This window comes from Kangiella shandongensis, assembly GCF_020005365.1.
GTDB classification, from domain to species: Bacteria; Pseudomonadota; Gammaproteobacteria; order Enterobacterales; family Kangiellaceae; genus Kangiella; species Kangiella shandongensis.
This window is the reverse complement of the sequence record NZ_JACNML010000003.1, coordinates 286,540-299,903: the sequence shown is the minus strand read 5'-3', so window position 1 is coordinate 299,903 and position 13,364 is coordinate 286,540. Positions and strand designations below refer to the sequence as shown.

The 13,364-nt window shown below is 42.3% G+C and carries 18 protein-coding genes; 8 read left to right on the top strand and 10 right to left on the bottom strand.

Features of this window, described 5'->3' with window-relative positions; all coding sequences use genetic code 11:
- Positions 1–20: 20 nt before the first annotated feature.
- The 6 genes from ispF to H7708_RS04830 are packed head-to-tail and all read left to right on the top strand — an operon-like array spanning position 21 to position 4,683.
- Entirely contained in the window at positions 21–500 is a 480-nt protein-coding gene (gene ispF, locus H7708_RS04855; RefSeq protein ID WP_223669344.1) for a 2-C-methyl-D-erythritol 2,4-cyclodiphosphate synthase, read from the top strand.
- Positions 497–1,534, top strand: a complete 1,038-nt coding sequence (gene truD / locus H7708_RS04850; RefSeq protein ID WP_223669343.1) for a tRNA pseudouridine(13) synthase TruD — start codon at positions 497–499, stop codon at positions 1,532–1,534. The genes ispF and truD overlap by 4 nt, the downstream gene beginning before the upstream one ends.
- A gap of 25 nt (positions 1,535–1,559) precedes the next feature.
- Positions 1,560–2,312, top strand: a complete 753-nt coding sequence (gene surE, locus H7708_RS04845) for a 5'/3'-nucleotidase SurE (RefSeq protein WP_223669342.1) — start codon at positions 1,560–1,562, stop codon at positions 2,310–2,312.
- 20 nt (positions 2,313–2,332) lie between these two features.
- A complete protein-coding gene (locus H7708_RS04840; protein ID WP_223669341.1) occupies positions 2,333–3,001 on the top strand; it encodes a protein-L-isoaspartate(D-aspartate) O-methyltransferase in 669 nt (222 codons plus the stop codon).
- A complete protein-coding gene (locus tag H7708_RS04835; RefSeq protein WP_223669340.1) occupies positions 2,998–3,585 on the top strand; it encodes a YqaA family protein in 588 nt (195 codons plus the stop codon). The genes H7708_RS04840 and H7708_RS04835 overlap by 4 nt, the downstream gene beginning before the upstream one ends.
- A gap of 54 nt (positions 3,586–3,639) precedes the next feature.
- The gene (locus H7708_RS04830; protein ID WP_223669339.1) at positions 3,640–4,683 is read left to right on the top strand and encodes a peptidoglycan DD-metalloendopeptidase family protein; all 1,044 of its coding nucleotides are present in this window, start codon (positions 3,640–3,642) and stop codon (positions 4,681–4,683) included.
- A 68-nt stretch (positions 4,684–4,751) separates the two neighbouring features.
- Here H7708_RS04830 and H7708_RS04825 read toward each other — a convergent pair whose 3' ends face one another.
- The 8 genes from H7708_RS04825 to H7708_RS04790 form a co-directional block, all read right to left on the bottom strand.
- Positions 4,752–5,156, bottom strand: a complete 405-nt coding sequence (locus H7708_RS04825; RefSeq protein ID WP_223669338.1) for a hypothetical protein — start codon at positions 5,154–5,156, stop codon at positions 4,752–4,754.
- Between the two features lies 1 nt (position 5,157).
- Positions 5,158–5,862 carry a hypothetical protein gene (locus tag H7708_RS04820; protein ID WP_223669337.1) on the bottom strand — a complete coding sequence of 235 codons (705 nt, stop codon included), beginning with the start codon at positions 5,860–5,862 and terminating at the stop codon, positions 5,158–5,160.
- A 93-nt stretch (positions 5,863–5,955) separates the two neighbouring features.
- Entirely contained in the window at positions 5,956–6,795 is an 840-nt protein-coding gene (locus H7708_RS04815; protein ID WP_223669336.1) for an alpha/beta fold hydrolase, read from the bottom strand.
- 9 nt (positions 6,796–6,804) lie between these two features.
- Positions 6,805–7,524, bottom strand: a complete 720-nt coding sequence (locus H7708_RS04810) for an HD domain-containing protein (protein ID WP_223669335.1) — start codon at positions 7,522–7,524, stop codon at positions 6,805–6,807.
- A 36-nt stretch (positions 7,525–7,560) separates the two neighbouring features.
- Entirely contained in the window at positions 7,561–7,812 is a 252-nt protein-coding gene (locus tag H7708_RS04805; RefSeq protein WP_223669334.1) for a hypothetical protein, read from the bottom strand.
- An 11-nt stretch (positions 7,813–7,823) separates the two neighbouring features.
- The gene (locus H7708_RS04800; protein WP_223669333.1) at positions 7,824–8,102 is read right to left on the bottom strand and encodes a BolA family protein; all 279 of its coding nucleotides are present in this window, start codon (positions 8,100–8,102) and stop codon (positions 7,824–7,826) included.
- Between the two features lie 19 nt (positions 8,103–8,121).
- A complete protein-coding gene (locus H7708_RS04795; protein WP_223669332.1) occupies positions 8,122–8,421 on the bottom strand; it encodes a YciI family protein in 300 nt (99 codons plus the stop codon).
- 9 nt (positions 8,422–8,430) lie between these two features.
- On the bottom strand, positions 8,431–8,997 hold the full coding sequence (locus tag H7708_RS04790) for an inner membrane-spanning protein YciB (protein ID WP_223669331.1): 567 nt from the start codon (positions 8,995–8,997) through the stop codon (positions 8,431–8,433).
- Between the two features lie 86 nt (positions 8,998–9,083).
- On the opposite strand from H7708_RS04790, the gene H7708_RS04785 reads away from it, so the two are divergent.
- Both H7708_RS04785 and H7708_RS04780 read left to right on the top strand, forming a co-directional pair.
- Positions 9,084–9,938: a PHP domain-containing protein gene (locus H7708_RS04785; RefSeq protein WP_223669330.1), complete on the top strand. Its 855-nt coding sequence runs from the start codon at positions 9,084–9,086 to the stop codon at positions 9,936–9,938.
- 16 nt (positions 9,939–9,954) lie between these two features.
- Positions 9,955–10,578 carry an L-threonylcarbamoyladenylate synthase gene (locus tag H7708_RS04780; RefSeq protein ID WP_223669329.1) on the top strand — a complete coding sequence of 208 codons (624 nt, stop codon included), beginning with the start codon at positions 9,955–9,957 and terminating at the stop codon, positions 10,576–10,578.
- A 41-nt stretch (positions 10,579–10,619) separates the two neighbouring features.
- On the opposite strand, the gene H7708_RS04775 is transcribed toward H7708_RS04780, so the two are convergent.
- Both H7708_RS04775 and H7708_RS04770 read right to left on the bottom strand, forming a co-directional pair.
- A complete protein-coding gene (locus H7708_RS04775; RefSeq protein WP_223669328.1) occupies positions 10,620–12,776 on the bottom strand; it encodes an alpha/beta hydrolase family protein in 2,157 nt (718 codons plus the stop codon).
- A complete protein-coding gene (locus H7708_RS04770) occupies positions 12,766–13,326 on the bottom strand; it encodes a hypothetical protein (protein WP_223669327.1) in 561 nt (186 codons plus the stop codon). Before H7708_RS04770 ends, H7708_RS04775 begins: the two co-directional genes overlap by 11 nt.
- Positions 13,327–13,364: the final 38 nt, after the last annotated feature.

The following is a 13,364-nucleotide window of genomic DNA, read 5'->3' as shown; positions in this document are numbered from 1 at the left end:
TTGAATTAGTGGGTCTTTATATGTTCAGAATCGGTCATGGTTATGACGTTCATAAGTTTGGCGGCGACAAGCCGCTTATTCTCGGTGGCGTGCTGTTTGAAGGGGAGCAAGGATTAGTCGCCCACTCTGATGGGGACGTGGTGCTTCATGCGGTTTGTGACGCGCTGTTAGGAGCTATCGCCAAAGGTGATATCGGTCACCACTTCCCGGATACCAGCGATGAGTTTGCGGGCGCTGACAGTAAAGAATTATTGCAGTCAGTTATGGCGCTGGTTGGGAAAGAAGGTTACCAACTGGGTAATCTTGATGTCACCATTGTTGCTCAGGCTCCTAAAATGGCGGACAAAATCGAAGGCATGAAAAGTGTTATCGCAACCATCAGTGATGCTGAGCTGTCACAAGTGAACATTAAAGCTACGACCACGGAAAAACTTGGATTTGTTGGACGAAAAGAGGGCATCGCCGTGCATGCGGTCTGCCTGTTGCAGAAATTATCATGAGTAATCTTGAGCAAACCCAGTGCTATGACTGGCAGCGACTTTATGGGACGTTGCTGGGAGAAGTGACTTTTAAGTCGAAACTGGAAGATTTCGTGGTCGAAGAAGCGCTTCGTTTTGAGCTATCAGGCGAGGGCGCGCATCATTATCTTTATATCGAAAAACGTAATGTGAATACCGATATTGTTTGTCACAAGCTTAGACGATTTGCTGATGTTAAGCCTACCGATATCGGTTATGCCGGGAAAAAAGATCGTTTCGCGGTGGCGCGTCAGTGGTTCAGTGTACAGCTCCCACTGCTGAAAGAGATCAATTGGCAAGAATTTAATGATGATGAAGTGCTGGTTCTGCAGGCGACGCGTCATGACAAGAAGCTTAGAATCGGTGCGGTAAAATTCAATCATTTTGATATCACGCTGAGAGATTATATTGGTTCATCGAAAGAGTTTGATCAGCGTCTAGAGCAAATTGCACAAAGGGGATTTCCGAATTATTTTGGTGAGCAGCGTTTTGGTCATGATGGGGCTAACCTCGAACGCGGTATTGACTTGCTGGTTTCCAATAAGAAGCTGAAAAACCGTAACCTGCAAGGACTCTTATTCTCTGCGGTGCGGTCTTTCCTGTTCAACCATGTTTTGTCTAAGCGTATTGAGGATGGATTAATTTCAACCCTGCTCGAGGGAGATTTCGTCATGCTTAGCGGCTCCGAGAAAGGCTTCATTATCGAAGATCTGGAAGCTGAGCAAGTTCGCTTTAAGGAGAATGATATTCTGCTAACAGGCCCAATGCCCGGCTCCAGGCGACAGCCATTGAATGAAGCCAGGGTGTTCGAAGACGAAATGCTGGCCGACTATGAGGTATTAGTACAAAAGTTGGCGAATAAGCGATTTAACGAGGAGCGGCGAGCTCTCATGTGCTTTCCTCAAAATGTCACTTCAAAATGGCATAATGACACGACCGTAACACTATCCTTTGATTTACCTAAAGGTGCTTTTGCCACCAGCCTGCTGCGTGAGTTAGTTAGGGTGGTGCAGTAAGCAACAATAACTGAATGATAAATTTATGAAAATATTACTAAGTAACGACGATGGTTTTTTTGCTCCGGGAATTAATACCTTATTCGATTATTTGTCGAAAATTGCGGAAGTAACGACCGTTGCCCCGGATCGAAATTGTAGCGGTGCCAGTAACTCGTTAACTCTGGATAAGCCAATCCGGTCTTATGAAACGGAACGTGGCTTTTATTCTGTCACAGGAACGCCCACTGACTGTGTTCATCTGGGCACTCATCATATTATGCCGGAAGCGCCAGATATGGTGGTGGCAGGTATCAATACGGGAGCTAATCTGGGTGATGATACGCTTTATTCGGGAACGGTTGCCGCCGCGATGGAAGGTCGTGCTCTGGGTTATCCTGCTATTGCAATATCTTTGCTAGGACATGACTGTAAACACTATGTGACTGCAGCTAAGGTCGCTATCGATATCATCAAGCGTTTGAAAGAGCATCCCATGGAGAAAAATCGGGTGCTTAACATCAATGTGCCAGATGTTCCTTATGAGGAATTAAAGGGAATTAAGTTAACGCGCTTGGGAAATCGTCATCGTGCTGATACTATTATCTTGGATAAGGATCCAAAAGGGCGTCCGATATACTGGTTAGGACCGCTGCCTGAAGGCCAGGATGTGGGGGAAGGTACTGATTTTCATGCGGTTTTAAACGGCTATGTCTCTGTCACACCAATCAACGTCGATTTAACGGCGTACAATAGCTTTGACGAACTTGAAGATTTCCTTAAGACAATGACAAGCTAACAAATACAGATAATAAATATATGAATGCAACACACATTTCGGGTATTGGCATGACTTCAGCACGTACACGCACACGCTTGGTGGAACGTTTAAGGGCCGAAGGAATAAAAAATGAAGAGCTCTTAAAAATTATAGAGTTAACCCCGCGTCACCTTTTTGTTGACGAGGGGTTATCGCACCGAGCTTACGAAGATACAGCTCTGCCGATTGGCATGGGGCAAACCATCTCGCAGCCCTATATTGTCGCTAAAATGACGGAAGCATTAATGGAAAGCGGCAGTATGGACAAGGTGCTGGAAATTGGTACAGGATGTGGTTATCAAACCTCGATCCTGGCTAAAGTCTCTAAAACCGTGTTCACGGTAGAACGCATCCGCGCATTGCATATGCAGGCCAGGAAGACATTAACCGGTATCGGACAACACAACGTCAAATACCTGTTAGCCGATGGTTTTAATGGCTGGCAGCAATACGCACCCTATGATGCCATCATTGTCACTGCAGCGCCGCCAGACATCCCGGAAAAACTGTTGCAGCAACTGGCTGACGGAGGGCGAATGGTGATTCCGGTAGGCTCTACCGAAATGGCACAAGACCTTATGTTGGTTCAGCGTAAGGGCAATCAGTTCGAGAAAACATTAATTGAAAAAGTACGCTTTGTACCTTTAGTCAGCGGCATTGAGCGATGAACATATTTACCAAACTGTACGACGCTTGCATGCGTTGGGCCCGACATCGTTATGCTGTTTTTTTCTTAGGCTTTATTAGCTTTATAGAATCCATCTTTTTCCCCATTCCAACAGCCGCAATGCTGGCACCGATGGCGTTGTCCAAGCCTGATCGCGCTTTATCATTAGCGTTAATAGCAACGGTCACTTCGGTTCTTGGAGGTGTTGTTGGTTACCTTATTGGCGCTTTTGCATTTGAGTCATGGGTATTACCCTGGATTAATGAGCTCGGATATACCGAGACTCATGATCGCGCCTTGGAATGGTTCGCGAAATACGGTGTCTGGGTCGTATTGATTGCAGGGTTCTCGCCAGTACCTTATAAGATATTTACCTTAACCGCCGGGGCTTTGGGTATGGCTTTCGTTCCATTTGTTATCGCCTCAATTGTTGCTCGTAGTGCACAGTTTTTCCTGATTAGTGGATTAATTAAATGGGGTGGGGAACAAATGCAGCATAAATTGCGTCAATATGTAGACTGGATTGGTTGGGGCGTTGTGATTTTAGGTGTTTTGGCTTACATCATTTACAACGTTGCCAATTAATGGCTAAATAGTCTTAATTTACAAAAGGTTACTGCGATAGGGATTAGCACGTTAATGCAAAAAGAGACCAAAGACATTCTCAAACGATCGGCCATTCGCTCGCTATGGATTGTGGCGCTGGTGTTATTAGTTTATTTGTTGCAGGGATGTGGTAATCCTCGTTTAGCCCCGGTAGAAGAGCGCGATGCCACCGGTAATGGCGCCGAACTGCATAGTTTTTATCCGCCATCGGAAGTTGATAACAGTCAACAGTTTTATTTTGTAAAGCCAGCCGATACCCTGTATTCCATTGCTTTTCGTTACGGTCTCGATTATCACACCTTGGCTGAAGTGAACAATATTGATGCTACTTATACGATTTATCCAGGTCAAAAGCTGGATTTAGAAAAAACGCGCCAGATAGAAAGTCGTCGTGTGGTCAGTGATTCTCAAGTTGCGAAAAGTGATAATGCCAATGCAACGCCAACGGGAAATCGCGTAATAGCACGACGAACACCAGTCCAAGAAGTATCTCGACCTACGACGACTGTATCGCGTCCGACTACGCAGAAGAAAAGCTCTTCGCAGGCAAAACAGAAACAGCCGAAAAAATCAAAAGAAACGAAAGCTACGTCAGCAAAAACAGAAATCAAAAAGCCAGTCAGTAATCAGTCGCGAACAGAGCAGGCTAAACCGGTTAAGAAAACACGCCGTAAACCGGCCCAAGCGCAAAGCTTTACCAGTAAGAGCGTGAAATATTGGATGTGGCCGAACATGGGGCGTGTTATCAAACGTTTCTCGAGTAAAAGCAACACACGGGGCATTGATATCGCAGGCAACATGGGAGAGCCGGTGCGGGCAGCTGCGCCAGGATTAGTGGTTTATGCTGGACGGGGGCTGAGAGGGTATGGCAACTTGATTATTGTGAAGCACAATAACGAGTTTATCAGTGCCTATGCCCACAACAAGCGCCTATTGGTGAAGGAAAATGAAATCATTAAGGCTGGTCAAAAGATTGCTGAAGTTGGTAATACTGACTCGGATATTCCTAAATTACACTTTGAGATTCGGTTTAAAGGTAAGCCCGTTGATCCGTTACGGTATTTGCCGAAACGGTAAGGGATGATTTAAGGAAATAAAGCCGATAACAAAAGCGGTGAACATTCTTCTAACCAATTAAATAAAACTTACTCTTGTTCAAAGTGCTTTAAGATTTTACTCCTCGTATTCTTTAGTTTCTGTGTTACTCGAGGCAGGATATTATCTTTTATGTTTTCGTCAAGGTAGTCTATCGACTCTGAATAAGCTATATATCTATAATCTTTTAAATTTTCTTTAGAAACACTATATTCAGCTTTGATCTCGTTAAGGGATTGAGAACGATAAACTACTACTTTAATGTCGTAACTTCTAGGTCTTGAGTCACCATGGTTTTGCCACTGCCACCAGCTTTGCCCTAGTAATGGTTCAGACATGGCAGCAGGTCCAAAATTTTCAAATTCAAGCACTAGGGGAGTAGCTGTAGCGGTATTATAAGTACAAGACTGTAAGTATAATACTGAAAAAAAGAATAAAAGTAACTTTTTCATCATGTTAGCCACACTTCAGTTGTTCGTTCGTTAATAAACTTGCTTGGGCGGAAGGGATAAATATTGCTCCACTAAGCCAAGAGTAGTTTCTTAAAGATATTTCCTCGAATAAGCCGTCTCCCACCGAGTCCCAATGCACCTCATAAACTTTTCCTTTGGAGTATAACCAAGTGTGCATGCCTCCACGAGAAATCCCAAAACCGAATTTCACATTTTCCAGACTCAAAATACTAACTGAATCAAGAGGTGTTTGCTTTTTGTTTTTATTCAGTTTTTGGAATGAAGGATGAGTTTTACTCGTCGTATTATAGTTTGTTACCTTATAAGATACCGGTATTCGGTAGTACTCACATTTTTTGTTAGCAATAACTGCTGTATAGGTATGCTCGTCACTTTTGTCTTTTGGGTGGCTAACATCAGGGTTTATGTAGATACCCTTCCAGTTGTGATTATCTACTAGATATCGAGCTAGATTTGTTCCTTTTGAACCTTTGAGCCATACCTGTTTAGCAGCTTCGGTATTTCCTTTCTTATTAAAGGCATATTCCAGAACGTTTAGGACATAAGTAATACAGTCAGTTGATTCAAAGTCTTTGTATTTTTCGGGCTCTTGTTTTTTAAGCTGACTGCCAACTTTGTTATCATGATTATTGTAAATATGCAGTAATCTTTGGCGGGCCCAGTCCGACAAACTCTTTTCATTTTCCATAACGATCTTTTCCTAGATTGTTTTAAGATATATTTTCAGTTATTTCTGCTTAAGTCAAGCCGTAACTTTTATTTGTGCGTAACAGTTTATATTTTATCGCTCTTTTGATGGAGGGTGGTTTGATATCTTTTGAGCTGCTCTATCTAACAATAGCAAAATCTCTTTAACCACCATCTCCGGCTCATCATTTTGCGGGAAGTGATAACTTTTATCTGTTAGTACGGCTTTACCCTGTGGAAAGGCTTCTGCCCATTCTTTGTGTAGTTGTCCCCACATCTGTCGGGCTTCGTCGGTAAAGAACAGTAGTGGTGGCTTTTCATAGGTTTTAATCGAGGCGATAACTGTCACAGGCACATCCGGAATTTGGGGATAATCGGGCAGTGGTCGTTTAGCCCAGAAGTCCAGGTACTGATTCGAGATACCGTTTTTCATATCGTCGAGTTTGACCTGAGCTATTTCTTTTTCTGCTTTTACGAGATCAATTTGCCGCATGATATCGACGTCATGTTCTGATGCCGGTTCTATCAGCATGAGCGCAGAGATTTTTTGTGGGTATTTAGCAGCAAATACCCGGGCCACATAGGCTCCGTAAGAGTGGGCGATATAGACCACTTTTTGCTCGATATTTAAAGCTGCTAATAGCTGATGTGCTTCTTCAGCGTATTCTTCTGAGCTGTAATTCTTTTTTACCGGACTGGAGTTGCCATTACCGATTCTGGAATAGCGAAGGACTTTGGCATATTTAGTCAGTTGTTCATAAATCGGATCCCAGTCCTGAAGTCCTGCAGAGCCTCCTGCCTCGAGTAAAATGATAACGTCGCCAGAGCCTTCCAGTTCGTACTCAACCTGGTAACTGGCAACTTCGGTAGTTTTAATGGATGAAACGACAGGAGAGGCTAGTAGTATTGCGCATACCAGAAATAGAATTTTCATTAAATCACCTTAGCTATTAAACGGTGCTTTTTGCATATTTTTAATAAAACCCAAGTCAACCATGGTTTTCATAAAGCTGTGAGGTTTGCGTTCGATCTGACTGGCTATAAGTTTTGACATGCCTCCTTTGAAATCGAGTCTGGGGTACTCGCTTAAGATCTCTTCGAGCGTTTTCTTATGAATGTCATGTAACCATAAGCCGAGAACGTCGGCACCTGCACCATAGTGCAACAGAGCAATTTCAGGCTCTCGTTTATGGGCGATACCGACGGAGGTGTGTAAGGCTATCATCTCATGCACCATATCGGCTTTGCTGGTATCGATCTTATGTTCCAGGCAAAAGTTACGAGCCGTTTTAGCGCCTTCCAGCTCGAAGGTCTCAGGCCCATCAAATGGTTCAATCAGACCTAGATCATGCATGATAGAGCCGAGGAAAAAGACTTCTTTATCGAAGTTGCTTTTGACCTTATGTGCCATAGCGACACCGAAAGCGTAGCTCCTCAGGCAGTGATTAAGCAAAAATCCCGGACTATGCAGCTGTACCAGCTTTAACGCTTTTAAGCAGTTTGCTGAGTCAGGGATTTGGTATTGTGTTTTTGCTACATACTCTACATGCTTTCCTGAAATAAAACGCTTACCGCGGTTTACGGTATTTCGAATATCAGTCGCGATAAAAGCATGAATTAAGCAAGGTTTGGAAGGGGCCGTTTTTGTCGTTGTGAGTTCCATTGTGGTTTTACTGATTCCGTGGAAAAGTTGAATGGGTTATAGCAACAGTCCTGCATTGGATAACTTGAACTTAAGAGCTTCCATGTTGCCTTCGTACTCCCAGTACATGTCGCGGCCATGAGATGATTTGACCAGAATATATTGTTCACTGATGGACTGGATGCGCTCCACGGCGACTACTTTTGTCGTGAACGCTTCTTCTTTCACTTCTTCCGTGATTTCCTGATTATTGTCGTCGTAACCGTGAACAATGAATGCGGTTTTAACCCTGACTTCAAGGAAGTGCATAAATACTCCTGTTATTTAATAACTTTAATCGCCAGTGCATGAATATCGGTCTGCATCATGTCTCCAAGGGCATCGTAGACTAAGCGGTGCTGTTGCAGCATGCGTTTTCCTTCGAGTGCGTCACTTTTGATAATGACGGTGAAGTGGCCAAGACCGCTTTTGGCACCGGCATGGCCAATGTGTTTATGGCTATCATCAATGATTTCCAGCTGTTCCGGCTGTAATGCTTCTGAGATCAGTTGTTGCATCTTTTCGATGCGTGCGGTGTTATCGGGTGCTTGTTGTGTCATAATCAATAGAGCCTTGTTGTTAAGGTAATACTTTTTTGTAGGGTTTTACAGTGACGTTTTGGTAGACGCCTGCGTCAAGATAAGGATCGGTATTGGCCCACTCCTGTGCAGAGTCTATAGACTCAAACTCAGCAACAACCAGACTGCCAGAAAAGCCAGCTTCACCCGGGTCATTGGCATCAATCGCGGGTAATGGACCAGCCATGATCAGCCGACCTTGTTCTTTTAAGCGCTCTAATCGTTCAATGTGAGCAGAGCGCGTTTTTGCCCTTAATGGCAGTGAATTTTTGACATCTTCCGAATAGATCATATAAAGCATCGATCGTTCCTATTTTTGATTGGGTTGCTCTTCTTCTATGTGCAGGTGATCTCTTAAGAGCACCATGCTGATAATGAGCAGGCCAAAGAGTATCACAAATAAGCTGATAAGCTTAAAGTAAAACCAGAAGTCAGTACTAAAATTAAAAGCAACGTAGAGGTTGAGCCCGCCATAAGCGGCCAGAACGATGACCCATAACCAGTTGATTTTAATTAGCAGCGATTCGGGAGCGCTATCTTTAATTAGTCCGCTCGACTTGGTTAAGTCTTTGATAATGTATTTCTTCGACGTCAGCTGCCTGATTAAAATAAACGCAGAACCTGCCCAAACGACGATACTGGTTTTCCACTTAATGAAGTCATCATCATCAAAATAGTAGGCCAGCGCGACGAGTGCCAGACCAACAAAGAATAGGGAGATATGACTTTTTTTCACTTCTTTTTTCGTCAGGTAATGAACAATCATCTGGATGAGGGTTAAACCGCTCCATATGGCTGCCGCCAGGATCAGGTTTTTGGTGCTTAAATAAGCAGCAATAAAACCAATGATAGGATAGTTTTCTTTAATAAATGTCATAAAAATACTCGTTATTTGGCCTGCTAAGTTTACCTTATCGCAAAAGGTAGGCAAACTAGCGGTAACGATTATTTAATACATTTGTGATGTTAAGAGATCTTCATAGCCATACCATAGCCTCAGACGGTGATTTAACGGTTTCAGAGCTTCTACAGCTCGCTTCAGAGCGCGGAGTTCAGGAGCTGGCAATCACCGATCATGACTCTGTTGCGTCGCTTGCTGATGCTGTGTCAAAGGCAGGTAAGTTAGAGCTCAAGCTGATTCCAGGGGTAGAGATTTCGGCTGCTGTCGGTAAGAAAAAGCAAGATAGCGTACACATCGTTGGTTTGCAGATTGATCATCAACATGCCGGGTTAAATAGCTTTCTCAATAATATCCAGAAAAAGCGCCATGAGCGCGCATTACAGATGGCAGAAAAATTGGAGGTCGCTGGTATCAAGGGCGCTCAGCCGGATGTTGAGTATATGCTTGATAGCCAGCCAATGGTTTGCCGAACCCATCTGGCGCAGTATTTATTAGAGCGAGAAGAGGTGAAAACCTTTGGCGCAGCCTTTAAGCACTATTTGGCAAAAGGCGGTAAGGCCTACGTTAAAGACGATTGGTTTGATATCGAAGATGCAGTCGCTATGATCCGGCAGGCTGGGGGGATTCCGGTTTTGGCCCACCCAACACGATACGGTATGGGGTCGAATAAATTAAAGCAGCTTATTCAACAATTTAAAAATGTTGGCGGGCAGGGTATTGAGGTCTGCTATCCGAACATTCATCCGGGACAGAAGAATTTACTTGCAGATTGGAGTGTACAGTTTAACCTGTTGGCCTCACAGGGTTCAGATTTCCACTCACCCAGTAAGCCCTGGGCTTTATTAGGTAAATTTGCACCACTGCCAGAACAGGTGACTCCTGTCTGGGAATCCCCGGCCTGGACTACATCCGACTAAACGGTAAATTGATAACATGACTCAACTAATTGAAATTCATAACGAAAATCCGCAGCCTCGGCTGATCAGCCAAGTGGTGGCTATGATTCGCCAAGGCGCTTTAGTTGCTTATCCAACCGACTCTGGTTATGCACTTGGTTGTCATATTGGCGATAAAGCGGCTCTAGACCGTATTCGACGAATCCGTGATCTCGACAAAAAACACAATTTCACTCTGGTTTGTCGCGACTTATCGGAACTGGCTACTTATGCTCGTGTCGATAATACGGCTTTCCGCTTAATAAAGAATAATACTCCCGGGCCATATACTTTTATTCTACGAGCAACCAACGAGGTGCCCAACCGCTTAAAACACCCCAAAAAGAAAACGATTGGTATCCGAGTTCCAGAAACCCCGATTGCACAGGCAGTTTTGGAAGATCTGGGTGAACCACTCATGAGTTCCAGCTTGATCCTGCCACAGCAGGATGACAAACAGATTTTAGAGCCTTATGAAATTTACGAGCTGCTGAAAGGCCGAGTCGATGTTGTGATTGATGGTGGCTACTGCGGGCATGAGCCAACGACAGTGGTTGACCTGACTTCAGGATACCCAGAGGTATTGCGTCACGGCGCGGGTGATGTGTCGGTATTTGAATGAAAGAAAAGGGGCTAGAATGCCCCTTTAATCATTAATTCTTTTTAAAAGTTATATACTCCTAACCGTCTTAAGTACTGCGCCGCTCTATCGTCACCATAACTATGGGCTAATCGGAGATAATTTTTAGCCTTGGTCGTGTCCTTTTCTATAAAATTCCCATGATAATAAAGCATTCCCAGTGTGTAATTATCAGCAGCAAGTACTTTCTTATCTTCCTCGGAATAACTCTTATCAGAACCTATGATCTGGTTTAGAAAGTTTATTATGGTAAGGTACTGATGAATATCGCCATACCAGTTTAGATGGCCATGCTTTGCTCTTGGGTATTCGTAATATTCAATATCAACTGCTTCTAATTGATTAAGTACGTAATTTAAGCGCCGACTATGCTCTGCATAGGCAACCTCATCTTTTGTTCCTGCGAACAACAATGTAGGCACTTTAATATCCTCTGCACGATACAAAGGAGAGCTGTCCTTTAGCTTTTTGTACTCAGTATCAATATCACCCACTACAAAGCCAATAGCATCTTTGATTTCCTGTGCATGGTGCAAGTTTGATGCACTATATAGTAATGGCAAATCAAAAACACCGAATGCGGAAATAGCACATTTATAGGTGTTCGGGTAGAGAATTGTGGAAGTTACAGCTGAATAGCCTCCATAACTGCTACCATAAATACATACATTATCAGCGTCTATTTGTGGCAACTTAAGTGCTTTTTGGGTCAACACGTTAATATCAGCTTCAATTCCTTTACCAAACTGTTCCCGTCCTGCACTCATGTATGCTCTACCATAGCCGGAGCTACCACGGAAGTTCATTGTTAAAACAGCATATCCACGGTTCACTAAGAATTGAATCCCACGATCAAACTCATTAAGGTCTTGGACCCCAATTGGGCCACCATGAGGCATCACAACTAAGGGATTATTTGATTTATTCTCAGGTAAATATAAAAATCCTTCGATCGTTTTGTTGAGATCACTTTTTGCTGTTAATAGCTTGGCTTTTACAAAATGATAGGGATGTAAATCTGGCTTTGCATTTTGCAAGAACCTGAGTTTATCCCTTTGTTCATTATAGTGATAAAACTTTCCTGGATGTGATGCATCATATGCAAATATCACTAAGTTCGAGCTGTCTGTAGATCTATCAATAATAAAAACAGAGTCCAGTCCAATTTTGTCATGGAGCTTTGCTTGAAGCTGTTGTTCAGCCTTATCTAAAAACTTTTGTTTGTTTACACCTCTTTCAACATAAGTAACCGAAGTTAATTTATTTAGTTTGGAATTATAGTTGGCACCTTTGATGTCGTAACTCTTAGACTGATAAATAACTTCAACGGCTTTTTGTTGCTTTGTATCAAACTTTACGACAGCGACTTTATCTCTGTTCAAATTTGATAACGCTACTATGTATTGGGCGTTTATTTTAGAAATAGGCTTGAAAACATCTAATTTAGAGTGGTTAGTACTATCGTCTTTATTTTTACTGACTTTAAAAAACTCCCTCCACTCATTTTCTGACTCATCGAAAATTGAATAAGCAGTATAATCATCATAGTATTGCCCAACCATTTCTAGACTATAACTGTCATTTGAAACATAAAACTCAAATGTATCATCTAGATCTTCGCTTAGAACCTGAAAGTTGTTGAAAACTTTTTTATGCGCCTTTTTATTGTGCTTTCTTAGACTACGTAATGGCTTAAGATCTAATTTGACTAGCTCAAACTTATCGTCATCTTTCTCTATTTTCGAAAATAGAGCTTTATCTTCGATATCAGGCATAGGGTTAACAACAAACCCAAAGCTTTCTATATTGAAGTAGTCAATATCAAAGCTATTTTCTTTGAATTCAAAATCAATAAAGCGAGTAAACATTCTATTAAAAGAGCCTATATAACTGACATACGCGGTGTCATTGTCCAGCCAGTTAAAGTCCATGATCTTCATGTTGTTGGAGTTGGACAGTTTAAAGATTTCGGTAGCCTCTTTTTCACCCGATTTTAAGGCAAACAACTGATGGTATCCATCAAGGAAACTTTTGCCAATGAGCGCTTTACCGTTAGGTGATATAACAAAGTTCTTAAACTGACTGGAGGAAAATATTTCATTAGCCTTTATAAGCTTAGAGTTAACTGTTTGAGAGCTTAATGCTAATATGGCTGTTAATATTATTGTTCTAAGTATCATTTTTCTCCCCCTTTAAGTTTTCAACGTACTCAAAAAACTCATCTTCTGGTCCATCCTTAGCGTAGACTAGAGGATATCTTTTAAGAAGTTCATTGAAGTTATTTTTCAAGAAATCCAGCGCCAATGTTGAGCTGTTTTTGGTTTGTACCCGGTAACCTCGGCCTATTCTGTTTATGCTAAAGTGGCCAATATAGTTTATTTTGTTTGGTTCTATATTTATCTTCCAATTTTCATCTTGGTTTGAACCAAGCGATATGAAATTATACTTATTGTATATTTTGACTCGAGTGATATCGTAAGTTCCGGCTGGCATGCTAGTTACTACAAAATTATGATCGTTATCATAAAGAGTATGTTCTAATTTGTACTTCCCTGACCCAGAAAATATCAGGCTATGAATTGATGTGTCAGATTCATAGGCAATTACGACGATACCCATTGATTCTTCAGGTTGTAGTACACCTTTTTTCGAAAAGTTACTTAACTTAGATGCGCAGCCTACGGTTAAAAGTACTAGGGTGGCAAAAGCAAGAGCGATTATTCGCTTCATTATTATGTCCCTCTTATTTCAATATTATTATAGAAAAT